Here is a 21,774-nt window from a genome sequence, read left to right as displayed (position 1 = left end):
GACCAGCTGAGGAGACACCATGTTGAACACCGCGATCGTGCTGGCGGCCGAGGAGCCGAGCCCGGTCCTGCCGCACCTGTCCGAGATCATTCTCGGTCTCATCGCGTTCCTGCTCCTGCTGTTCGTGCTGTGGAAGTACGTCACCCCGCGTTTCGAGGCGGCGTACAAGGAGCGGGCGGAGAAGATCGAGGGCGGCATCAAGCGGGCCGAGGAGGCACAGGCCGAAGCGGAGAAGGCGCTGCAGAAGTACACCGCGCAGCTCGCCGAGGCCCGGGCCGAGTCGGCACGCATCCGGGACGACGCCCGGCTGGAGGCGGAGCAGATCAAGGAGGAGCTCCGCGCCCAGGCCCAGGAGGAGGCCGCGCGCATCGTGGCCCAGGGCCAGGCCCAGCTCGAGGCCCAGCGTGCCCAGATCGTCGCCGAGTTGCGGGCCGACCTCGGTCGGACCGCGGTCGAGCTGGCCAGCCGGATCGTCGGTGAGTCCCTTCAGGACGAGGCCCGGCGTACCGGCACGGTCGACCGGTTCCTCGACGAGCTCGACTCGGTCTCGGCGCCCGCCAAGAACTAGGACCCGCACATGACATTCCATGCCGCCAGCCGCGACGCCCTTGCCGCCGCCGAGCTCAAGCTGCTCGAGGCGCTCGGCGACGCGCCCGCGACCCCGGCGACACCTGCTTCCAGCGAGGCGCCGGCACCCACGCGGGCGCGGACCACCAGGGCCCGCACGCCCAAGGCCGCGCCTCCGGCAGCCGTATCGACGGAGATGGCCGGCCCAGCCGACCAGCTCGGCGACGAGCTGTTCGCGGTGGTCCGGCTGTTCGACGGCGAGGTGGGCCTGCGCCGCGCGCTCGGCGACTCCTCGGCCGAGCCCGAGCGTCGGGAGCGGCTGCTGTCCGGCCTGCTCTCCGGCAAGGTCAGCCAGCAGGCCCTCGAGGTGCTGGTCGCCGTGGTCCGCGAGCGCTGGTCCACCCCGCGCGAGCTACTCGACGGGATCGAGCGGCTCGGCCGTACCGCCCTGCTGGTCCGGGCCGAGCGCGCCGGGCGGCTGGACGCGGTCGAGGACGAGCTGTTCCGGTTCGGTCGGATCGTCGCCGGCGACACTGCCCTCGAGCAGGCGCTGACCGACCGGACGACGCCCGCGTCGGCCAAGGCCGAGCTGGTCCGCACGCTGATCGGGAACAAAGCCGAGGCCGTGACCGTTCGACTGGTTGAGCAGCTTGTCGTCGCTCCGCAGGGCCGAGCGCTCGTTGCCGGTCTCGGCGAACTCGCGGAGGAAGCGGCCAAGCGGCGGGAACGTTCGGTCGCCTATGTCGTCTCGGCCGGTCCGCTCACCGAGCAGCAGCAGGAACGGCTCGCAGCGACCCTGAACCGGATCTACGCGCGGCCCATCGCGCTGCACGTCGAGGTCGATCCCGACATTCTCGGCGGCCTGGTCATCAGGGTCGGTGACGAGGTCATCGACGGCAGTGCCACCGGCCGCCTCGACCAGCTGCGTCGCCGCCTGGCGGGTTGAGCGGCAGACCGAACCCATGAACCTGAAGGACAAGACGGTAGGAGCGGGAACGCCATGGCGGAGCTGACGATCTCGTCGGACGAGATTCGCAGTGCGATCGACAACTACGTGTCCAGCTACTCGCCCGACGTCAGTCGGGAGGAGGTCGGCCTGGTCATCGACACCGGTGACGGTGTCGCCCACGTCGAGGGCCTGCCCTCGGCCATGGCCAACGAGCTGCTGGAGTTCCCCGGCGGCATCCTCGGCGTCGCGCAGAACCTCGAGCCGCGCCAGATCGGTGCGGTCATCCTCGGCAACTACGAGCAGATCGAGGAGGGCCAGGAGGTCAAGCGGACCGGCCGGATCCTCTCGGTCCCGGTCGGTGACGCCTTCCTCGGCCGCGTGGTGAACCCGCTGGGCCAGCCCCTGGACGGCCTCGGCGAGATCGCCGCGGAGGAGAGCCGCGCGCTCGAGCTGCAGGCCGCCACCGTGGTGGAGCGCCAGCCGGTGAGCGAGCCGCTGCAGACCGGCATCACCGCGATCGACTCGATGACCCCGATCGGCCGCGGCCAGCGCCAGCTGATCATCGGCGACCGCAAGACCGGCAAGACCGCGGTCTGCGTCGACACGATCCTCAACCAGCGGGCTAACTGGGAGACCGGCGACCCCAAGCAGCAGGTGCGCTGCATCTACGTCGCGATCGGCCAGAAGGGCTCGACGATCGCCGGTGTGCGCAAGGCGCTCGAGGACAACGGCGCGCTGGAGTACACCACGATCGTGGCCGCGCCCGCCTCGGACTCGGCCGGCTTCAAGTGGCTCGCCCCCTACACCGGGTCGGCCCTGGGCCAGCACTGGATGTACCAGGGCAAGCACGTCCTGATCGTGTTCGACGACCTGACCAAGCAGGCCGAGGCCTACCGCGCCCTGTCGCTGCTGCTGCGGCGCCCGCCGGGCCGTGAGGCGTTCCCCGGCGACGTGTTCTACTTGCACTCGCGTCTGCTCGAGCGCTGCGCGAAGCTCTCCGACGGCCTCGGCGGCGGTTCGCTGACGGGTCTGCCGGTCATCGAGACCAAGGCCAACGACATCTCGGCCTACATCCCGACGAACGTCATCTCGATCACCGACGGTCAGTGCTTCTTCCAGTCCGACCTGTTCAACTCGGGGCAGCGCCCAGCGGTCGACGTGACCACCTCGGTGTCCCGGGTGGGCGGCTCCGCGCAGGTCAAGGCCATGCGCAAGGTCTCGGGCTCGCTGCGGATCGACCTGTCGCAGTACGAGGAGCTGAAGTCGTTCGCGGCGTTCGCCTCCGACCTCGACCCGACCTCGCGTGCCCAGCTGGACCGCGGTGCCCGGCTCTACGAGCTGCTCAAGCAGCCGCAGTACTCGCCGGTGCCGGTCGAGCAGCAGGTGGTGACCGTGTACCTCGGCACCAACGGCGCCTACGACCAGGTGCCGATCGAGGACGTGGCCCGGTTCAACCGCGAGCTGCTGGAGAACCTGCGCCACCGGCACGAGGGCATCCTGGCCGAGATCCGGGACAGCGGGCAGTGGAGCGACGAGCTCGCCGAGCGGGTCGTCGCCGCGGCCGAGGAGTTCAAGAAGGACTTCACCACCTCCGAGGGCAAGCCCCTGGTGGAGGTCGAGGCCGAGGCCATGGACGCCGACGAGGTCGGGCACGAGACCGTCAAGGTCAACCGGCCCGCCCCGACGAGCTGAGGCGGACGACGTAGATGGCAGCACAACTTCGCGAGCTGCGGCAGAAGATCCGGGCGACCAAGTCGATCGGCAAGATCACCAAGGCGATGGAGTTCATCGCCACCTCGCGGATCAGCAAGGCGCAGGCGAGGGTCGACGCGTCCCGGCCGTACGCGACGGAGATCACCAAGGTGCTCTCCGCGCTGGCCGGCGCCGCGTCCTCCCTCGATGACCCGCTGCTGACCCAGCGGGAGAACCCGAAGCGGGTCGGCGTGCTGGTCATCACCAGCGACAAGGGCCTGTCCGGCGCCTACAACAGCAACGTGCTGCGGGCGACGGAGGAGCTGCTGTCGCTGCTGCGTGAGCAGGGCAGGACGCCGGTGCTGTACGTGATCGGCAGCAAGGGCGTGGGGTACTACCGGTTCCGCGGGCGGGAGATCGCCGACAGCTGGACCGGGTTCTCCCAGGTCCCGCGCTACGAGAACGCGGCGACGGCCGGCCGCACGCTGGTCGACGCGTTCCTGGCCGGCGCGGACGACTCCGGTGACCAGCCGGGCGAGGACGGCATTCTCGGCGTGGACGAGCTGCACATCGTCTACACCGAGTTTCGTTCGATGCTCTCGCAGGTGCCGGTGGCCAAGCGCATCGCGCCGCTCGAGGTGGAGTACACCGAGGCCGACCCGAACCAGGAGCGGGCCGAGCGCAGCGACGTGATCCCGCCGGCGTACTCGTTCGAGCCCAGTGCGGACGCGCTGCTCTCGGCGCTGCTGCCCAAGTACATCAACACCAGGATCTACGCCGCGCTGCTGGAGTCGGCGGCCTCGCAGCTGGCCGCGCAGCGCAACGCGATGAAGTCCGCCTCGGACAACGCGAGCGACCTGTTGGAGACCCTCACCCGCCTGGCGAACCAGGCGCGCCAGGCCCAGATCACCCAGGAGATCAGCGAGATCGTCGGCGGCGCGAACGCGCTCGCCGCGGTAGGAAGTGAAGACTGATGACGACAACCGAGAACGCGGCCACGGGCCGCATCGTGCGGGTGACCGGGCCCGTGGTCGACGTCGAGTTCCCCCGCGGCGCGGTGCCCGAGCTGTTCAACGCCCTCAAGGTGGACATCGAGTTCGAGGAGCTGCGCAAGACGGTGACCCTCGAGGTCGCCCAGCACCTCGGCGACAACCTCGTGCGGACGATCTCCCTGCAGCCGCAGGACGGTCTGGTGCGCGGTTCCGCGGTGCGCGACACCGGCGCCGCGATCTCCGTGCCGGTCGGCGAGGAGGTCAAGGGCCACGTCTACAACGCCCTCGGCGAGTGCCTCGACAAGCCCGGCTACGGCGAGGACCTGCAGCGCTGGGAGATCCACCGGAAGCCTCCGGCGTTCGACCAGCTCGAGGGCAAGACCGAGATGCTGGAGACCGGTCTCAAGGTCATCGACCTGCTGACCCCGTACGTGCTGGGCGGCAAGATCGGCCTGTTCGGCGGCGCTGGCGTCGGCAAGACGGTGCTCATCAAGGAGATGATCACCCGCGTCGCCCGGAACTTCGGTGGTACCTCGGTGTTCGCCGGCGTCGGCGAGCGCACCCGTGAGGGCACCGACCTGTTCCTGGAGATGAGCGAGGACGGCGTCATCAACGACACCGCGCTCGTGTTCGGTCAGATGGACGAGCCGCCGGGTACCCGTATGCGGGTCGCCCTGTCCGCGCTGACCATGGCGGAGTACTTCCGCGATGTGCAGAACCAGGACGTGCTGCTGTTCATCGACAACATCTTCCGGTTCACCCAGGCCGGCTCCGAGGTGTCGACCCTGCTCGGTCGCATGCCCTCGGCCGTGGGCTACCAGCCGACGCTTGCCGACGAGATGGGCGAGCTGCAGGAGCGGATCACCTCGACCAAGGGCCGGTCGATCACCTCGATGCAGGCGATCTACGTGCCCGCGGACGACTACACCGACCCGGCCCCGGCGACGACGTTCGCCCACCTGGACGCCACCACCGAGCTCTCCCGAGGGGTGTTCCAGAAGGGCATCTTCCCGGCGGTGGACCCGCTCGCGTCGACCTCGACCATCCTCGACCCGGCGATCGTCGGTGACGACCACTACCGGGTCGCCTCCGAGGTCATCCGGATCCTGCAGAAGTACAAGGAGCTGCAGGACATCATCGCCATCCTCGGTATGGACGAGCTGTCCGAAGAGGACAAGGTGACGGTGCAGCGGGCGCGGCGGATCGAGCGCTACCTGTCGCAGAACATGCTGGTCGCCGAGCAGTTCACCGGCCAGCCGGGTTCGACGGTGCCGCGCGAGGAGACCGTCGAAGCCTTCGACAAGATCACCAAGGGCGACTTCGACCACTACCCGGAGCAGGCGTTCCTGGGCATCGGTGGCCTGGAGGACCTGGAGAAGAAGTACAAGGACATCACCAAGAAGTAGTCTCCTGGAACGACGCCGAACGGCGCCCACCGCGATTCGCGGTGGGCGCCGTTCGCGTCTGTCAGCTTCCCAGCTCGACGACCTGGGAGCCGACCTGGACCTCGGTCGCGTCGGGCGGGAGGAGGGCGACGTCGTCCACGGGCTCGGACCAGGGACTCGACGGGGAGCCGCGCCAGCTCAGCTGCTCGCCGAAGGCCGCCACGACGGTTCCCTGCTCGTCGGGCAGCCGGTACACCACGGGCAGCGGGTTGTTCCGGTCGGCCGCGGCGACGTGTTCGACCGACCGCACCCTCCCCTCCCGGTCGAGGAGAACCGCGTAGAGCTGGGCCGGGTTGTCCAGCTCCTGCCACTCGCCGAGGACCACCGTGCGCCCGTCGGCCATCCCGGCCACGACCGTCCAGTCCGGCGAGTCGTCGGTGTAGGAGCTGGCGTCGAGCAGGCCGCTGTCCCGTACGGCAGTGGTGAAGACCTCCTCGGGGCGCTCGAGCCCGCGCGGTTGCCCGGTCTCCAGCCTGGTCTTCCAGCCGAGCCCACGGTCCACCGGCGTCAGTTGCGCGGGGTAGCCGCTGGTGATCAGCAGGTCCAGGTGCGCCCCCATCTTTCCGCCCCGGGCCGGCGGGGCGTTACCGCCACTGATCACGAGGCGGACGTTGAGCGGGTTGGTGCCCTCCGGCAGCTGGGTGAGGGTCACCAGCTCGGAACTGTAGATCGACTCCCACTCCCGCTGGGAGCGGCCGTCCTCGTCGTAGGAGATCGCGTCGGACACCCACAGTGCCTCGGCACCGGAGTCGAAATCGGGGCCGACAGGGCTGAGCGCGACCACCGTCCGGTCGTCGGGCATCAGGAAGTGGCCGCCCAGGCCGTCGAACTCGACCTGGAGGCCGATCAGGCGGGGTTCGTCCGTGCCGGGCGGCGTCGTGACCAGCCCGATGGCCAGCACCTCCTGACCCCGCTGTGCCGGGGGTAGCCGGTCGTCCGCGGCCAGCCGCACGGTCTGCATGACGACCGCCGCGGGACCGGCCGGCGTGGTGCCGTGCCAGTAGACGTGCGGCTCGCCGAGGCGGTCGGCCAACATGTCGCCGGCCGGGTCGTTGTCCAGGCCGGGCGTCCAGGCCGCGATGACCCGGGCGGTGGCCTGCTTGTCGTCGAGGAGGTTGCCGCCCGACAGGGTCATCCGGGTGTCGACCTTCGGCTCGTGGACCGGCGTCGGGGTGGCGTCGCCCTGGCCGGGAGGCGGTGCGGCGGTCTCCGTGGAACCGACCACCACGACCGCGGCGACGACCGCCGCCGCCGTAGTGGCGAGGGCCGCCGCCCCGAGCCGGGTGCGGGTACGCCGGCGGCGTCCGCCGCTGACCACGGCTTCGGCGAAGTCGGGCCGGGGTGCGAGGTCCTCCGTGGCCTCGCGCAGGGCGTTGGTGAGATCGCGGGTGTCCATGTCAGGTGCTCCTGGAGGCCGTGGTGTCGTTCGTGGTCATCAGCTCGCGCAGCCGGGCCAGTCCGCGGGACGCCTGGCTCTTGACCGTGCCGACGCCGCAGCGCAGCGCGGCCGCCGTGTCCGCCTCGGACAGGTCGTCGAAGTAGCGCAGCACCAGCACCGCGCGCATCCTGGGCGGCAGCGTGCCCAGGGCCTGGACGACCTGGTCCCGGTCCAGGACCCGTTGTTCCGGGCCGGCCACCTGCGGCGGCGCCCCCTCCCACTCCAGTGGTGACTCCGCCGGACGCCGGCCGCGCCTGCGCCAGCGGTTGGTTGCCGCGTTGGTCAGTGCCGCTCGCACGTACGGCTCGGGTTGGCGCCGGATCCGCCGCCAGCGGGGATAGACGCGTTCGAGCACCTCCTGCAGCAGGTCCTCCGCGGCGGCGTGGTCGCCGGCGCAGAGGAGGTAGGCGGTGCGCAGCAGGGCAGGGGAGCGGTGGGTGACGAAGTCCGTGAACTCCGCTTCGCTCATACAAGTCCCCCCCGGTGTGGGTAGGTGATCTGATTCACCTCTACCGACACCGGCCTGCCCGAAGAGGTTGTCAGCCGACCAACTAGACTTGGGACAAGCTGTCAGAGGGAGGTACCGCGTGGCCGAGATGTCCGTCCAACTGGTCGCCGTGGAACGACGCCTGTGGTCGGGTACCGCCACGTTCGTCGTCGCGCAGACGACCGAGGGTGAGATCGGCATCATGCCCGGCCACGAACCGGTTCTCGGTCAGCTGGTCGAAGGCGGTGTCGTGACCGTGCGCACCACCGACGGGGGAACGGTGACCGCCGCGGTCCATGGCGGCTTCCTCTCGGTCACCGGCGACACGGTGAGCATCCTCGCCGAGTCCGCCGACCTCGCCGACGAGATCGACGTCGCGGAGGCCAGGGCCGAGCTCGAGCGCGGCGACGACGAGAACACGCGCACCAGGGCGCTCGCCCGACTCCGCGCCGCGGGACAGCCGGACTGACGGCAGGCTGGGGCGGGCCGTCGTGGACATCACTGTCATCGTCGGAGCGGTCCTGGTCCTGGTCACCGTCGCGCTCGCCTGGTTCGCCGGGCGGAGACTGCGCGCGTTGCGTTCCGGTGGCGTACACGCTGCCCTGCGAACCCGCCTGGACGACTCCGGCAAGGGGTGGCACCTGGGTGTCGGTCGCTACCGAGGTGACGAGTTCGTCTGGTTCCGGGTGCTCAGCCTGCGGCCCGGCCCCGACCGGGTGATCCACCGCAGCGGCCTGGAGATCGCCGACCGCCGCGACCCGTCCGGGCCGGAGCTGTACAGCATGCCGCCGGCCTCCCGCGTGCTCCGCTTCCGCGGTCGAAACCTGGGCGCCGAGCACGACGTCGAGATCGCCATGAGCCCCGACGCCCTGACCGGCTTCCTGTCCTGGCTCGAGTCCGCACCGCCCGGGCGCGGGCGCCTGCCCTGGGCGTCCTAGGGCACGTCCTCAAGGCCTCGGTCGCGGTCTAGCTCTTGTGCGCGCGGGCGGCCGCGAAGCAGTAGACCCCGTACGCGGCCAGGCCGAGCGCCACGACCACCAGCGCCACCGTGCCGAACGGCTGCTCGGCGAGCGTCTTGAGGGCCGCGTCCAGCCCGCCGGCCTCGCCCGCGTTGCGGTGCAGGGCCGCGATCCCGAGCAGGATGCCGATGATGCCGAGCACGACGCCCTTGGCGATGTAGCCGGCGACGCCGAGTCGGGTGACCCAGCGCTGGCTGCCCGCCGGCAGGTCACCGGTGTTGAGGTCCTTGAGGAAGGACTTCCGCACGCCCTTCGACACCAGCGCCGCCGCCACGCCGATGACCACCAGCGCCGCCGCACCGACCAGCAGCCGTCCCGCCGGCAGCGACAGGACCTCGGCGGTCCAGCTCTTCTGCTGCTGGTTGCCCGACCCGGCGGACCCGCTGCCGCTGGCGAGCCGGACCGCGGTGACGCCGAGCGAGATGCCGATGATCGCCCGGACGACCGCGCCGATCCGCTTGCGGATGCGCTTGTTCTTCTTGGGCACCCACTCGTAGCCCTTGGCCGCGAGCAGGAGCTGCCACAGCGCGTAGGCGAACAGCCCGATGCCCAGGACCCAGAGCACGGCCTTCCCCAGCCCGCCGGAGCCGATCTCCTCGAGGGCGCCGCGCTGGTCGGCCTGCTCGCTCGAGTCACCGAACGCGACCCGCAGCGCGAGGTAGCCCACCAGGACGTGGACGACGCCGTAGCAGACCATGCCGGCGCGGCCCAGGACCTGCAGGGTGGTGCTGTTCTTGGCTTGTGTGGCGGTGGACATGCCGAAGGCATACCCGGAGATGGGGGTGTGGAACGGTCCGTTTGCAGTAATCCCGCTTGAGCGCTGCTACCGGTTGGCGCCCGGTGACCACAGTACGTCACCGTCCGGGTTCGCGACCCGCGCGAGGACGAACAGCAGGTCCGAGAGCCGGTTCAGATACCGGGCGGCGAGCGGGTTCGTCCGGTCCCCGTCGACCTCGGCGAGACGCCACGCGCTGCGCTCCGCGCGGCGGGTGACGGTCCGGGCGACGTGCAGCAGTGCGGCGCCGGGCGTGCCGCCGGGCAGGATGAAGGAGTTCAACGGAGCGAGGCGCCCGTTGAACTCGTCACACCACCCCTCCAGCCGAACCACATACTCCTCGGTAATCCTCAGCGGCGGATACTTCGGCTCGGGGACGACTGGTGCACAGAGGTCGGCGCCCACGTCGAACAGGTCGTTCTGCACTGCCCGGAGGACGTCGACCACCTCCTGCGCCAGCCCTCCCATGGCGACCGCGACCCCGATCGCGGCATTGGCCTCGTCGACGTCCGCGTAGGCGGCGATGCGTGGGTCGGTCTTCGGGATCCGCTGCCCGTCCCCCAACGCCGTAGTACCGCTGTCACCGACTTTCGTATACACCCGAGTGATGTGAACGGCCATACCCCGCACGATACTCAGCCCTGCGGCCGGTGGCCGCTGTTCCGCGCTGGTCCCGTGCACTGGACCGAGCCGCCGCAGGAGTCCGCGAGTCCGATGTAGACCGTCAGGTACCTGGCCCGGGCTGGGGTCGCCCGTCGCATGGTGCCTTCGGTTCCGGGTTCTCGCCCGACCCCGCCGCGGGGCGAACGCCTACTTGTCGCCGGCCTTGGGGCCTTCGGTCTGCGTGTTCTCGCCGGACCCGGCCGCGGGTGGGCGCTCACCCGCTGTCCCGTGTGCCGGTGAGATGTCGACAGCGGTAGTGCCTGCGGCCGGACCGGTAGGCGGCACCGACACCGCGCCGCCGTCCGGTTCCGTGGGTGCCGCGGGCCCGGCGGGCGGCGGTGGTCCTGCCGGTCGACCCCCGGCCGGTGGCGTTCCGCCCATCCAGCTCTGTCCACCGCCGTGCGGTGGGGGAGCGCCAGCACCGGCGGGCCGCGTGAAGATCTTGTCCTTGACCACGAAGGCGAGGCTGACCAGTGCGATCAGGACGAGTCCGACCAGGCTGAGCCAGAACCCGACCTCGGTGTGGATCATCTCCCCGATCAGGTCGTCGGGTGAGCTTCCCAGGCCGCCCTCACCCTCGACGTCACCCAGTTCCCGCGCGTTCTCCCGGAGCTGTTCGGTGAGGTTGGACTGACCGACCACCTGGGTGACGACCACCAGCGCCCCAGCCAGCGCGGCGACCCCCGCCGCGCCGAGCAGCCGCGTCCGGGTGCGCGAGATCAGCACCGTCGCGATGCCCGCGGCCATGAGCACGGCCGTGACGATCGCGAGCACCTGCACGCCGGGGTCCGGCGGCGGTTGGCTCTCGCCGTCGCCGCTCTCCGCGCCGTCCCCGCTCTGCAACTCCTCGCCCAGGTCGGCGAGTTCCGGCGGGACCTGGGCCTCGGGCTCGTCGCCGAGGGCCAGGTGGGCGCCCGTGTAGTCGGCGCCGATCTTCCCCATGCCCGGTACGTCGCAGGACACCGACAGGAACGGCAGGAGCAGGAACAGCAGTAGTACCAGAGCGAATCCCGCCGGACTGGCCAGTCTCGACAGCGCCTTCATGGAACTCCCCCTCTCGTGGCTGGCGGCAGGTTAGCTGACGGTCTGTGCTGACCAGTGCGGAACCACGGGGCGTTCGCGGAGTATTTATCGGACTGGGGCATGATGGGCGCTCGTGACAGAGCACTTCCAGGTTCACGGTGGCGCCCGGCTGGCCGGAGAGGTCGAGGTCGTCGGCGCCAAGAACAGCGTCCTGAAGTTGATGGCCGCCGCGCTGCTGGCCGAGGGCACCACCACGCTCACCAACTGCCCGCAGATCCTGGACGTGCCGCTGATGGCCGAGGTCCTGCGCAGCCTCGGCTGCGAGGTGCACATCGACGACGACACAGTCACGATCACGACGCCCGCCGACCTGAACCACCGCGCCGACTCGGCGTCGATGGGGAAGCTGCGGGCGTCGGTGTGTGTGCTGGGGCCGCTGGTGGGCCGCTGCAAGCGCGCTGTGGTCGCCCTACCCGGCGGTGACGCGATCGGGTCGCGGCCGCTGGACATGCACCAGAACGGCCTGCGCCAGCTCGGGGCCAGCAGCGAGATCGAGCACGGGTGCGTGGTGGCCGAGGCCGAGGGACTCCACGGTGCCCAGATCTGGCTTGACTTCCCCAGCGTGGGGGCCACCGAGAACATCCTCATGGCGGCGGTGCTCGCCAACGGCACAACGGTGATCGACAATGCGGCCCGCGAGCCCGAGATCGTCGACCTGTGCACGATGCTGCAGCAGATGGGCGGCAAGATCGAAGGCGCGGGAACGTCGACCCTGACCGTGCACGGCGTGGACGCGCTGCAGCCCACCGAGCACCGGGTCATCGGCGACCGGATCGTCGGTGCGACCTGGGCGTTCGCGGCGGCCATGACCCGCGGTGATGTCACGGTGCGGGGCGTCGACCCGCACCACCTCGACCTGGTCCTGGAGAAGCTGCGGACGGCCGGCGCCGAGGTGACGATTGTGGACGATCAGGCCTTCCGGGTCGTCCAGCACGACCGTCCCACCTCTGTGGACTTCGTGACGCTGCCCTACCCCGGCTTCGCGACGGACCTGCAGCCGTTCGCGATCGCCCTGAGCGCCATCGCCGACGGAACGTCGATGATCACCGAGAACCTGTTCGAGGCGCGGTTCCGCTTCATCGAGGAGATGGTCCGCCTGGGCGCCGACGCCCGTACCGACGGTCACCACGCGGTGGTCCGCGGTGTCGAGCGGCTGTCGAGTGCCCCGGTGTGGGCCTCCGACATCCGAGCAGGTGTTGGTTTGGTGCTCGCCGGCCTGTGTGCCGAGGGCGTCACCGAGGTCTGGGACGTGTTCCATATCGACCGCGGCTACCCGGGGCTCGTGGAGAACATGGTGGCTCTGGGTGCCGACGTCCGACGGGTGATGGACGCCCCCGAACGCTCCTGAGACGCGGCATGGCGCGGCGGCCGATGGCCGCCGCGCCTCTGTGCGAGTTCCCAGGTGTTAGGCATCAGCTGAGGCGCTGTGAACCGTCCACTTGGGCCTCCCTACCGCTGGTCTCGGTTGGCGGGAGCCGTCAGCTCACGTTGATGTTGGAGTTTCCGCTGCTCTGGTATCCCTCCGTGGCCATGATCATGTAGTAGCGGAAGTTGCCCAGGCCCATCCCCGCCCGGCCCCATGCGTCGAAGTGGGCGCCGGTGTTGATCGTGCCGCCCGTTCTCCGGTTCTGCCGGACGCTCCAGAACTGGGGGAAGGTCTGGGTGCCTTCGACGGATGGCGCGTTGTACCGCATGGTGCGGTAGATGTCGTAGGTGCCACCGTCGACGTTGATCGTGCCCCGGTGCTCGCCGGTCGGCCGGTACGAGCCGTGGTTGTCCACGATGTAGTACTCGACCAGTGGGCTCGACGTCCACCCGTACAGGCAGAGGTAGCCGTTGCCGGACGGGTTGAAGCTGCCGGAGTAGTTGACGTTCCGACGGCTGCCGTTGCTCCAACCCTTACCGCACACGAAGTTTCCGGTGTTGCGCCACGACGTGCTGTAGTTGCCGCCGGAGCCCAGCGTCATCGAGACGGTTCCCTGGGCGTCGGTCCAGAACGAGTAGTAGTAGCCGTTGTGGTTACCCGTCTGGTTCGTGTTGATCGTCTGGGCTTGGGCGGTGCCCGGTAGCAACACCGACGAGGTGGTGGTCAGCGCCAAGGCGCCGGCACCGCCCATGAAGAGTCTGCGGCTGATCGAGGGAGCGGGGGCGTCGTCCATGTTCATGCTTCCTCCTCGTTGAGGCTGGCGGGAGGCCAGGCAGCAGCGCGATACGACCCGGCGGCCGGCAGGGGCCAGGGTGACGCCGACGCACGTCGGCGCCTGTGCAACGCGGGGGTGTGCCGGCCGTCATGCGTTGACGACCGGAGAACCAGGTCGCCCGGGTGACCCGGATCGACAGCGGGTTGAGCTGTCGACACGGACAGTGTTGGTCCAACTTTGTCCAATTGTCAAGGGTTTCCGTAATGATTGCGGGAATAGGTGTGCGCGAACAGATCTTGATTTCCGCATTACCGCAGATCAACCGCCCTGTCAGACGGACACTCTTTCCAATCGCTCCGAAACTTCCGAAAATTCAAGATCGATTCCGAGTGGCAATCACCGAAACTTTCGACGAAATACCGATCATGATTGCTCGCCCCATCAGCCGCGCATGCGTGGTGGAGGGGAGCGCCTCCCGCCCCACCACGCCGTCTGTCGCGCAGGTAATGGCCCCGACCGTCCCGCGGCACACCAGCTCCCGACAGCAACCCACTCGATGCCACCGCGCCCCGCCCGAGGCAACACACCCACCAGCGTGATGGGTTGGCCCCGCGCGTCCCCCGCGGAACCGCCCTTGGCGCCATCAACTCGAGATCGCGCCCCTGATGTGTGACATCGTCAGCTCGAGATCGCGTCCCTCATGTGTGGAGCCGTTCAGCCCTGACCCTGCGGTGGGCTCCTCCTCCGGTGTGCCACCACCCGCCGTTTCCCCTCAACTGCACGCCCTGGTTCACGCTGCCCGCCCAGCCCTCCCCCCGACTTTCGGCCCGACCCCTCAACGCCAGGTCCCCACCCCCGTCCTGCCGTCCCCGCCTTCATCCGCCGGCCACGATCGGTGACACTGCCTCCCTCAGCGGTCCCTCGATGGCCCCCGGCCCCAGCGCCCCGCCCCACCGTTCGCCGTCGACGTCGCGGCCACCACTCCACTCCGGCCGTCCGACTAGGAGCTCCTGCCGCTGGACGATTCCGCCTTCTCCCGTCGCCGATCCCGGACCCTGCGTACCACGAACACCACGATGGCCAGGACCACGAGACCGATGACCACCTTCTGGAACACGCCCGCGTACTGGTCGACCACCTGCCAGTTCGCGCCCAGGAGGTAGCCGGCGACGACGAAGCCCGAGTTCCAGATCAGGCTGCCCAGGGCGGTCAGCCCCAGGAACTTCCATATCGGCATGCGTTCCACGCCCGCCGGTAAGGAGATGAGGCTGCGGAACAACGGCACCATCCGCCCGAAGAACACGGCCTTCGTGCCGTGCTTCTGGAACCACTGCTCGGTCCGGTCGAAGTCGGAGGCCTTCATCAGAGGTGCCCGCATGATCAGCGACCTCGTCCGTTCGCGCCCCAGCCAGGCGCCCAGGTAGTAGGTGAGCAGCGCGCCGGCCACCGAGCCCACGGTGGTCCAGATCACCGCGCTGAGGAGAGTGAGGGTGCCCTGGCTGGCCGCGAACCCGGCGAGCGGCAGCACCAACTCGCTCGGCATAGGTGGGAAGATGTTGTCCAGCCCCACCAGCAGCGCGGCTCCGGGGCCTCCCAACCTGTCCATCAGGTCCACGGCCAAGCCGGCGATACCGTCCACCGGCTCGGCGGGTGCGGCGAGAGACAGGTTCATCGGGGGCCTTTCGGTCGGCGGGTTGTCGATCTCCACGCTACGAATGCTGGCGTGGGTCGGCCACGCGGTGAACCGCACGTTCTGAGGGGGAAATACCCCAGGGCAAACCTGCGGTAAACCGCGATGTGTGGCTCGGCGCCCTCCCCTAACCTGGCCATATGCAGGATCTGACCCGGCGCAACCTCCTTCGCCGCTCCGCGCTCGGCACGGTGGGTCTGGCGTTGGGCGGGGTGAGCGCCGTCGTCGGGCTGGGGTATCTGCTCGTAGCGGTGCCGGGGTTGGTGGTCCCGCCGGCCCGCCCACGTATCTACGCGCTCGCGCGCAGGATCGCCGATCTCAACCGGGCTCGGGTGAGACGGTTCCTGGGAAGTGATGAGGAGGTGACGGACTACAGCGGAGCGCAGGCGTTGCGATATATCGGAGCGCGCAGTGTGATCGGCATGTTCGGTGTAGGCGTCTTCGTGCTGTTCGGATTGGGCGTGGTCGGCGTCTCCATCATGGCCTGGCAGGTGTTGACGGGCCAGGAGATCGGTGGTGGGGGTACGGCGGAGGAGGGAGACCCGTCGGAGGCACTCATCTTCTTCATGGTCGGTGCGTTGCTGTTGTTCATCGTCGTCTGGGGGCTGGTCGGAGTCGCCGAGCTTGAGAAGGCCATGGTCAAGCACTTCCTCGGGCCCAGCGAGGAGGAGCTGCTGCGTCGGCGGGTCTCCGAGCTCTCCGTCAGTCGTGCGGGAGTCGTGGAGGCGGTCAACGAGGAACGCCGGCGCATCGAACGGGACCTGCACGACGGGGTCCAACAACGTCTGGTCGCGCTCGGCATGCTTCTTGGCCGGGCACGACGGGCAGTGGAGCCTGCGCAGGTGGACACGCTCCTGCGGCACGCTCATGAGGAGGCCCAGCAGTCGCTGCGTGACCTGCGCGAGGTCACGTGGCGGGTGTATCCGATCGCGCTCGACAAGGGTGGGTTGCCCCCGGCGCTGGAGGCGGTGGCGGAGCGGTCCAGCGTGCCGGTGCGCCTGGACTGTGACCTACCGAGCCGGCCCGACCTGGCCACGGAGACAGTGGCGTACTTCGTGGTGTCCGAGGCGGTCACCAACGCGATCAAGCACGGGGCACCCAGCGCCATCGAGATCGCGGTGTACCGGGACGGCTCATGGCTCAGCGTTCAGGTCCGCGACGACGGGCGTGGGGGAGCGGCGGCGACCGGCACCGGGTTGTCCGGCCTGGCGAGGAGGGTGGCAGCGGCGGACGGACACTTCGGGGTCGAGAGTCCTCCCGGTGGCCCCACCGTCGTGTCGGCGAGGTTGCCGTGCGGGTGATCCTGGCCGAGGACTCGACCCTGCTCCGCGAGGGGTTGATACGGCTGCTGGCCGAAGAGGGTCACGACGTCGTCGCGGCGGTCGGCGACGCGGAAGCCCTGGTCGCGGCGGTCGAGGAGGACCAGCCGGACGTCGTGGTCACCGACGTCCGGATGCCTCCCGGCCATACCGACGAGGGGCTGCGGGCCGCGCTGGAGGTTCGTCGGCGGTGGCCGAAGGTAGGCGTACTGGTGCTCTCGCAGTACGTCGAGAAGCGGTACACCGCTGAGTTGATCACGGACGAAGGGGGGCGGGTCGGCTATCTGCTCAAAGACCGCGTCGCGCAGGTCGGAGAGTTTCTGGACGCGTTGGAACGAGTGAGCGCGGGCGGTGCCGCGTTCGATCCGGAGGTGGTACGTGGGCTGATGGCGAGAACCTCGCACGTCGACCCGTTGGGGACGCTCACGGCTCGGGAGCGCGAGGTCCTGGAGAAGATGGCGGAGGGGCACACCAACGCGAACCTGGCGAAGGTCCTGCACATATCGCTCAGCTCGGTTGAGAAGCACATCAACTCGATCTTTGACAAGTTAATGCTGAAACCCCAGATCGGCTACAGCCGCCGGGTGCTGGCCGTGCTGCGTTACCTGGGTTCCTAGCGGTTACGACGGCGTCGAGCCACCCGCATCGGTGAGACACCCAGGCGACTTCGGTGGTGCGGCGGGTTCGACGGCGACCGACCGGCGAAGCGTGGGCATCACCGACGACTGTTCCGGTATTCGCCCGGCTGAGAGTGGGCACGCTGGCCGGCACCCACCGCGCGTGGCCCCAGATGGGTGACAGGTTCTCGGGTGCTGCTGACAGGTCACGGTGGCGATGGTCGGTGCCCGCTCTCCCGGTGGCGGTCGGAATGTCGATGCCCGGCGTCCGGGCAGCACGGCGGTCGCGTGATGGCTGCCCATTGACCAGGCAAGACCTACTCGTCATGGTCGCGTCGAGTTCGTTGTGCCGGTCGGGCTCGGCGGGTATAGAACAGGAGGCATCTGACGGAAGGGGACGCGATGCTTACCCGCCGCATCGGTTCGGCACTAACGGTTGGTCTACTGCTCACGGCGACGCTCGGGGCCGGGGGCACGACGGCGGTCGCGGACCACGGGCCACCAGGGAAAAGGCCGGTGGCCGTCGGCTACGGCGGTGCCGTCGTCTCCGACACCGCCGAGTCGACGGCGGCCGGGCTCGAGATCCTGCGTCGCGGCGGTACGGCGACCGACGCGGCCGTGGCGGTCGCCGCGACGCTGGGCGTCACCGACCCGTACGTCGCGGGGCTTGGGGGCGGCGGTTACTTCGTCTACTACGACGCCCGTAGCCGCACGGTCTCGACCATCGACGGGCGCGAGACGACGCCGCGGGCCGGCGGGCCGACGATGTTCGTGGACCCGAACACCGGTCAGCCCTACCCCTTCCCGACCGCGGTGACCAGCGGTCTCAGTGTCGGGGTGCCCGGGATGCTGGCCACCTGGCAGCGCGCGCTCGACAGGTGGGGTCGCTTCGACCTGGCCACCACGTTGAAGCCCGCCATCCGGGTGGCGGACCGCGGCTTCACGGTCGACGCCACGTTCCGGGAGCAGACCCGGCAGAACGAGGGCCGGTTCGCGCAGTTCAGCTCCACCGCCGAGCTGTTCCTGCCCGGGGGTGAGCTGCCCGAGGTGGGTTCGCGCCTGCGCAACCCGGACCTTGCCGACACCTACCGCGAGATCGCTCGCTACGGACCGCGGGCGTTCTACGGAGGTTCCATCGGGCGGGACATGGTCGCCGCCGTCCGCACCCCGCCGGTGGCGCCGGACGCGACGATCGACCCCTTGCCGGGCCTGATGACCCTGCAGGACGTGCGGGACTACCGCACGATCGACCGCCGGCCAACGCACGTCAGCTACCGCGGCTACGACGTCTACGGCATGGCCCCGTCCTCCAGCGGTGGCATCACCGTGGGGGAGGCGCTGAACATCCTGGAGCGGTTCGACCTGTCCGAGCTGGACCGGGTGCAGGCCCTGCACCACTACCTGGAGGCCAGCCGGCTCGCCTTCGCCGACCGCGGGCGGTACATCGGGGACCCCGCTTACGTCGACGTTCCCCAACGGCAGCTGCTGTCCGACCGGTTCGCGGCGCAGCGGGCGTGCGAGATCGACCCGGCGGCCGCAGCGCCGGGGCCGGTGCCGCCGGGCAACCCGTTCGGCTCCGCCGAGTGCGCGGCGGCCACGACGGCGACGCCGGACGGCAACCCGGGCACGCACACCAACCACTTCGTGGTGAGCGACAGGTGGGGCAACGTCGTGTCCTACACCAACACGATCGAGCAGCTGGGCGGTGCCGGGATTGTCGTGCCCGGTCGGGGCTTCCTGTTGAACAACGAGCTGACCGACTTCAACTTCGCCCCGACCCAGGGCGAGGCTCCGGACCCGAACCTCGCCGCCCCGGGCAAGCGGCCACGGTCGAGCATGTCGCCGACGATCGTGCTCAAGCACGGCCGACCCTTCCTCGCGGTCGGGTCGCCGGGTGGCGCCACGATCATCACGACCGTGCTGCAGATCCTTGTGAACCGGTTGGACTTCGGGATGTCCCTGCCGCAGGCCATCGCGGCCCCGCGTGCCTCCCAGCGGAACGCGGCCACCACCCAGGCCGAGCCGGCCTTCATCGCGGCGCCGACCACGCCGGGGCTGGAGGCTCTCGGGCACCGGTTCCAGATCCGCGACACGTCCTCGCTCGATCCGAACATCAAGATCAGCCCGGACATCGGTGTCGCCTCGGGGCTGGAGTTCGTCGGCCGGGGCAAGGTCATCGCCGCGGGTGAGCCGGTTCGGCGCGGCGGCAGCGCGGCGGCCGTCCTCTACCCGGCGCACTGATCCGGGCTCGGGTGTGCTCGGTCGGTGAACCGAGCACACCTGGGCCAGGTCGAGGGTGGCTACCTGGTCGGGTGTTCGCGAGGGTCTCCGCGATCGCTGTTCACGCGGTGGGCCCTGTAGCGGGACGCCCCTCGAGCAATTGCGCCAGCGGCACCTACCCCGAGGGCGACGACCCCGGCGTAGGGCCACCAGGTTGCGGCGACGATGCCGAGGCCGCAGACGGTCACCCGTTCGATGTCGCGGAGGAGATCCCGGACGAAGGCGCGGTCGCCCCGGTCCGCCTTGTCGCTGTCTTGCCCACGGTTGTGCCTTTCCTGGTGCACGGCGATGAGAACGTGTCCACCCTCGTGTGGTGCGGGGTGGGTGGCCATCTCCGCTCGGCATCTCCACTCGGCATCGCACTGGGCATACCGACCAGGGCTGTACCTTCCGCGGCGTGGGCGGGTATGAGGGTGGGAGCACTCGACCTGCGAGGAGGTCGTATGAATCCCACTTCCGTCTGCCCTGAGGGTTTCTTCGACAGACCCACGCTTCGAGACGCGGTCCTCGGGTATGACTTCGACACGGTGTTCCGTCTGGTGCGGACCGAGCTGTCCCTGACCCAGGAGCAGCTGGGCCTGCTGGTCGGCCTTTCCCAGGCGCGCATCTCGGCGGTCGAGCGCGGGCATCACCGCATCCGCGACATCGCCGTCGTCGCGCGTGTTGCGTGTGCGCTCGGTATTCCCGCCCCGCTGCTGGGGTTCTCGGCGTCGACAGACCCGACGGAGAGCGCGGAGAACACAGCGAAGGCGGAAACCACCAGCGGCTCACTCGACCGACGCGATCTGCTGAACGTGTCGATCGGCCTGGTGCTGGCGTCCTCGATCACGTCGGTGCTCGGGCACCTGCGCGAGCGGCTGCTGGTCGCCGGCCGACCGAGGGTCGCGCAGGTGGGCGCCGCCGACGTCGCCTCGATCGAAGCGACGACGTTCGAACTGCGCAAGCGCGACTTCCGGGTCGGTGGCGGCAGCGTCGTGCTGCGGTCGCTCGTGCTGAGCCTCCTCGATGCGGTCAAACACCTGCACGCCAGCAACTGCACGGCAGCGGTCCGCTCGAGGTTGATGGTCGCGACCGCGGACCTGGCGTTGTGTGCCGCCTGGATGCACTACGACGCCGGAGAGCACGACACCGCCGGTCGGCTGTGGACTTCGGCGCTTGCCTGGTCGCGGCAGTCCGAGCATCCACAGGGTGCTGACCTGATGACCCGAACCCTGATCCAGCTGGCGCACCAGGCACTGCACCTCGGCCGCCCGAACGACGGGCTGCGCTTCGCCCACCTGGCCCGGACGGTGACCTCGGTGCACGGGCCGATCAGCATCGCCACCGAGAGTTACCTGATGGCGATGCTCGGCTGGTGTCACGCAGTGGTGGGCGACGACGAGCCATCCCTGTCCGCCCTGGACGAAGGCGAGGAACGCTTCGAACGCGCCGACCGGTCACCGCCTCCGCCGTGGTCGCAGCACGTGAGCCACTCGGAGATGTCCGGCACCCGGGGACTCGTGTTGACCCTGTTGGCCCGAAAAGACCCTCGTCACGCGGTCGCCGCGCTCCCGCGGCTCACGGCGGCCGTCGACGGGTTCGGGGCCGAGTACGAGCGGACTCGCCTGATGGTGCTTCCCGTGCTCGCCGTCGCCGCGTTGCGGGCCGGGGACATCGAGTTGGCGGTGGGGGCTGGTCGACAGGCCGTGGCGCTGACCGAGTCGATATCCACCGTGCGGGTTCACGGGCGGCTGCGTGCGCTGGTCACCGCAGCCGAGGCGCATGCCTCGGTTCCGGACGTGGCGGAGCTCCGGGCCGACATCAGAGCGTCTGTCCCCTTGGGCGGACTCGCCTAGTCGGGCCACTCGGGGCGGCGTTTGTCCAGGAACGCGGCCATGCCCTCCCGGGCGCCGGGAAGCTGGGAGGCGGACGCCATCACCTCCAGGGCGATCGCATAGGCATCGGCCTCGGGGCGGTCGAGCTGGGCGTAGATCGTCTGCTTGCCGATGGCCTTGCTGGCCCGGCTGCCGCGGGTGGCCCGCGCGAGCAACTCGTCGACCGCCTCGTCCAGGGACGCGTCCGGCACGACTCGGTTCACCAGGCCCCAGTCGAGCGCCGTCGCCGCGTCGACCGGGTCCCCGGTGAGCACCAGCTCCATCAACCGCTTGCGGCCGATGGACCGGGCCACCGGCACGGCGGGGGTGTGGCAGAACCACCCGCCCTTGCCGCCGGGCAGCGCGAAACCAGCGGACTCCGCCGCCACCGCGAGGTCGCAGGACGCCACCAGCTGGCAGCCGGCCGCCGTGGCCAGCCCGTGCACCCGCGCGACCACCACCTGGGGCACGGACTGGATCGTGCCCATCAGCTCGGTGCACAGCCGGAGCAGCTCGCGCACGCCGGTCAGGTCCCGCGCCGCCACGTCGGCGAAGTCGTGCCCCGCGGAGAACACCGGCCCGGCGCCGCCGAGGACGATGCCGGTCGCGGGGGAGTCCCCGGCCGAGCGGAATGCCGCCAACAGCTCGCTGAGGTGCTCGAACGACAGCGAGTTCCGCCGCTTCGGGCGGTTCATGGTGATCCGGACCGTCTCGCCGTCCCGTTCGACCAGCACGTGCTCGTCCATGCCACGACCCTAACCGCG

The 21,774-nt window shown here is 69.9% G+C and carries 20 protein-coding genes; 12 read left to right on the top strand and 8 right to left on the bottom strand.

Translation table 11 applies throughout. The features are described from left to right. The first annotated feature begins 19 nt into the window (after positions 1 to 19). The 5 genes from BU204_RS05330 to atpD are packed head-to-tail and all read left to right on the top strand — an operon-like array spanning position 20 to position 5,606. Positions 20 to 568, top strand: coding sequence for a F0F1 ATP synthase subunit B (locus BU204_RS05330; protein ID WP_075124412.1), 549 nt, complete (start codon positions 20 to 22; stop codon positions 566 to 568). 9 nt (positions 569 to 577) lie between these two features. After that, complete coding sequence (locus BU204_RS05325) at positions 578 to 1,513, top strand: F0F1 ATP synthase subunit delta (protein ID WP_075124411.1); 936 nt, start codon at positions 578 to 580, stop codon at positions 1,511 to 1,513. Between the two features lie 54 nt (positions 1,514 to 1,567). Then, entirely contained in the window at positions 1,568 to 3,208 is a 1,641-nt protein-coding gene (atpA, locus tag BU204_RS05320; RefSeq protein WP_075124410.1) for a F0F1 ATP synthase subunit alpha, read from the top strand. 14 nt (positions 3,209 to 3,222) lie between these two features. Next, on the top strand, positions 3,223 to 4,182 hold the full coding sequence (locus BU204_RS05315) for a F0F1 ATP synthase subunit gamma (protein ID WP_075124409.1): 960 nt from the start codon (positions 3,223 to 3,225) through the stop codon (positions 4,180 to 4,182). Continuing rightward, a complete protein-coding gene (gene atpD, locus BU204_RS05310) occupies positions 4,182 to 5,606 on the top strand; it encodes a F0F1 ATP synthase subunit beta (RefSeq protein ID WP_075124408.1) in 1,425 nt (474 codons plus the stop codon). Before BU204_RS05315 ends, atpD begins: the two co-directional genes overlap by 1 nt. Positions 5,607 to 5,667: 61 nt before the next feature. Here atpD and BU204_RS05305 read toward each other — a convergent pair whose 3' ends face one another. Both BU204_RS05305 and BU204_RS05300 read right to left on the bottom strand, forming a co-directional pair. Further along, positions 5,668 to 7,041 (bottom strand): hypothetical protein, encoded by a 1,374-nt coding sequence (locus BU204_RS05305; RefSeq protein ID WP_075124407.1) that lies wholly within the window; start codon positions 7,039 to 7,041, stop codon positions 5,668 to 5,670. Between the two features lies 1 nt (position 7,042). Further along, positions 7,043 to 7,552, bottom strand: coding sequence for a SigE family RNA polymerase sigma factor (locus tag BU204_RS05300; RefSeq protein WP_075124406.1), 510 nt, complete (start codon positions 7,550 to 7,552; stop codon positions 7,043 to 7,045). Positions 7,553 to 7,679: 127 nt separating this feature from the next. Between BU204_RS05300 and BU204_RS05295 the strand changes: the two genes are divergently transcribed. Beyond that, a complete protein-coding gene (locus BU204_RS05295; protein ID WP_075124444.1) occupies positions 7,680 to 8,039 on the top strand; it encodes a F0F1 ATP synthase subunit epsilon in 360 nt (119 codons plus the stop codon). Between the two features lie 22 nt (positions 8,040 to 8,061). Continuing rightward, on the top strand, positions 8,062 to 8,508 hold the full coding sequence (locus BU204_RS05290) for a DUF2550 domain-containing protein (RefSeq protein ID WP_075124405.1): 447 nt from the start codon (positions 8,062 to 8,064) through the stop codon (positions 8,506 to 8,508). A gap of 28 nt (positions 8,509 to 8,536) precedes the next feature. Here the strand turns inward: BU204_RS05290 and BU204_RS05285 are convergent, their stop codons facing one another. From BU204_RS05285 to BU204_RS05275, 3 genes are all read right to left on the bottom strand, one after another. After that, complete coding sequence (locus BU204_RS05285; protein ID WP_075124404.1) at positions 8,537 to 9,346, bottom strand: DUF1206 domain-containing protein; 810 nt, start codon at positions 9,344 to 9,346, stop codon at positions 8,537 to 8,539. Positions 9,347 to 9,412: 66 nt separating this feature from the next. Then, positions 9,413 to 9,985: a cob(I)yrinic acid a,c-diamide adenosyltransferase gene (locus BU204_RS05280; protein WP_075124403.1), complete on the bottom strand. Its 573-nt coding sequence runs from the start codon at positions 9,983 to 9,985 to the stop codon at positions 9,413 to 9,415. A 189-nt stretch (positions 9,986 to 10,174) separates the two neighbouring features. Then, positions 10,175 to 11,071 (bottom strand): hypothetical protein, encoded by an 897-nt coding sequence (locus BU204_RS05275; protein WP_075124402.1) that lies wholly within the window; start codon positions 11,069 to 11,071, stop codon positions 10,175 to 10,177. Positions 11,072 to 11,183: 112 nt separating this feature from the next. Between BU204_RS05275 and murA the strand changes: the two genes are divergently transcribed. Beyond that, positions 11,184 to 12,458, top strand: a complete 1,275-nt coding sequence (gene murA, locus BU204_RS05270) for a UDP-N-acetylglucosamine 1-carboxyvinyltransferase (RefSeq protein ID WP_075124401.1) — start codon at positions 11,184 to 11,186, stop codon at positions 12,456 to 12,458. 130 nt (positions 12,459 to 12,588) lie between these two features. On the opposite strand, the gene BU204_RS05265 is transcribed toward murA, so the two are convergent. Further along, positions 12,589 to 13,275 (bottom strand): glycoside hydrolase family 11 protein, encoded by a 687-nt coding sequence (locus BU204_RS05265; RefSeq protein ID WP_075124400.1) that lies wholly within the window; start codon positions 13,273 to 13,275, stop codon positions 12,589 to 12,591. A gap of 976 nt (positions 13,276 to 14,251) precedes the next feature. After that, positions 14,252 to 14,923 carry a DedA family protein gene (locus tag BU204_RS05260; protein ID WP_075124443.1) on the bottom strand — a complete coding sequence of 224 codons (672 nt, stop codon included), beginning with the start codon at positions 14,921 to 14,923 and terminating at the stop codon, positions 14,252 to 14,254. A gap of 158 nt (positions 14,924 to 15,081) precedes the next feature. On the opposite strand from BU204_RS05260, the gene BU204_RS05255 reads away from it, so the two are divergent. The 4 genes from BU204_RS05255 (at position 15,082) to BU204_RS05235 (ending at position 20,992) form a co-directional block, all read left to right on the top strand. Continuing rightward, positions 15,082 to 16,242, top strand: coding sequence for a sensor histidine kinase (locus tag BU204_RS05255; protein WP_075124399.1), 1,161 nt, complete (start codon positions 15,082 to 15,084; stop codon positions 16,240 to 16,242). Then, a complete protein-coding gene (locus tag BU204_RS05250; protein ID WP_075124398.1) occupies positions 16,233 to 16,877 on the top strand; it encodes a response regulator transcription factor in 645 nt (214 codons plus the stop codon). Before BU204_RS05255 ends, BU204_RS05250 begins: the two co-directional genes overlap by 10 nt. A 402-nt stretch (positions 16,878 to 17,279) precedes the next feature. Further along, positions 17,280 to 19,118, top strand: coding sequence for a gamma-glutamyltransferase (gene ggt, locus BU204_RS05245; protein ID WP_075124397.1), 1,839 nt, complete (start codon positions 17,280 to 17,282; stop codon positions 19,116 to 19,118). Between the two features lie 71 nt (positions 19,119 to 19,189). Then, positions 19,190 to 20,992, top strand: a complete 1,803-nt coding sequence (locus tag BU204_RS05235; protein ID WP_143229312.1) for a helix-turn-helix domain-containing protein — start codon at positions 19,190 to 19,192, stop codon at positions 20,990 to 20,992. On the opposite strand, the gene BU204_RS05230 is transcribed toward BU204_RS05235, so the two are convergent. Next, on the bottom strand, positions 20,989 to 21,756 hold the full coding sequence (locus BU204_RS05230) for an enoyl-CoA hydratase-related protein (RefSeq protein ID WP_075124394.1): 768 nt from the start codon (positions 21,754 to 21,756) through the stop codon (positions 20,989 to 20,991). The genes BU204_RS05235 and BU204_RS05230 overlap by 4 nt on opposite strands. Positions 21,757 to 21,774 lie beyond the last annotated feature (18 nt).

The sequence above is a fragment of the Actinophytocola xanthii genome (assembly GCF_001921205.1).
In the GTDB taxonomy this organism is placed as follows: domain Bacteria; phylum Actinomycetota; class Actinomycetes; order Mycobacteriales; family Pseudonocardiaceae; genus Actinophytocola; species Actinophytocola xanthii.
The sequence above is the reverse complement of the archived record's forward strand: the minus strand, read 5'-3'. Positions and strand labels throughout refer to the sequence as shown.

Coding starts and splice junctions, on each gene's coding strand:
- BU204_RS05325 (WP_075124411.1), top strand. CDS start 578: ATGACATTCCATGCCGCCAGCCGCGACGCCCTTGCCGCCGCCGAGCTC.
- BU204_RS05305 (WP_075124407.1), bottom strand. CDS start 7,041: ATGGACACCCGCGATCTCACCAACGCCCTGCGCGAGGCCACGGAGGAC.
- BU204_RS05260 (WP_075124443.1), bottom strand. CDS start 14,923: ATGAACCTGTCTCTCGCCGCACCCGCCGAGCCGGTGGACGGTATCGCC.
- BU204_RS05255 (WP_075124399.1), top strand. CDS start 15,082: ATGCAGGATCTGACCCGGCGCAACCTCCTTCGCCGCTCCGCGCTCGGC.
- BU204_RS05300 (WP_075124406.1), bottom strand. CDS start 7,552: ATGAGCGAAGCGGAGTTCACGGACTTCGTCACCCACCGCTCCCCTGCC.
- BU204_RS05295 (WP_075124444.1), top strand. CDS start 7,680: ATGTCCGTCCAACTGGTCGCCGTGGAACGACGCCTGTGGTCGGGTACC.
- BU204_RS05330 (WP_075124412.1), top strand. CDS start 20: ATGTTGAACACCGCGATCGTGCTGGCGGCCGAGGAGCCGAGCCCGGTC.
- BU204_RS05285 (WP_075124404.1), bottom strand. CDS start 9,346: ATGTCCACCGCCACACAAGCCAAGAACAGCACCACCCTGCAGGTCCTG.
- BU204_RS05315 (WP_075124409.1), top strand. CDS start 3,223: ATGGCAGCACAACTTCGCGAGCTGCGGCAGAAGATCCGGGCGACCAAG.
- ggt (WP_075124397.1), top strand. CDS start 17,280: ATGCTTACCCGCCGCATCGGTTCGGCACTAACGGTTGGTCTACTGCTC.
- atpA (WP_075124410.1), top strand. CDS start 1,568: ATGGCGGAGCTGACGATCTCGTCGGACGAGATTCGCAGTGCGATCGAC.
- BU204_RS05275 (WP_075124402.1), bottom strand. CDS start 11,071: ATGAAGGCGCTGTCGAGACTGGCCAGTCCGGCGGGATTCGCTCTGGTA.
- BU204_RS05280 (WP_075124403.1), bottom strand. CDS start 9,985: ATGGCCGTTCACATCACTCGGGTGTATACGAAAGTCGGTGACAGCGGT.
- BU204_RS05230 (WP_075124394.1), bottom strand. CDS start 21,756: ATGGACGAGCACGTGCTGGTCGAACGGGACGGCGAGACGGTCCGGATC.
- atpD (WP_075124408.1), top strand. CDS start 4,182: ATGACGACAACCGAGAACGCGGCCACGGGCCGCATCGTGCGGGTGACC.
- BU204_RS05265 (WP_075124400.1), bottom strand. CDS start 13,275: ATGAACATGGACGACGCCCCCGCTCCCTCGATCAGCCGCAGACTCTTC.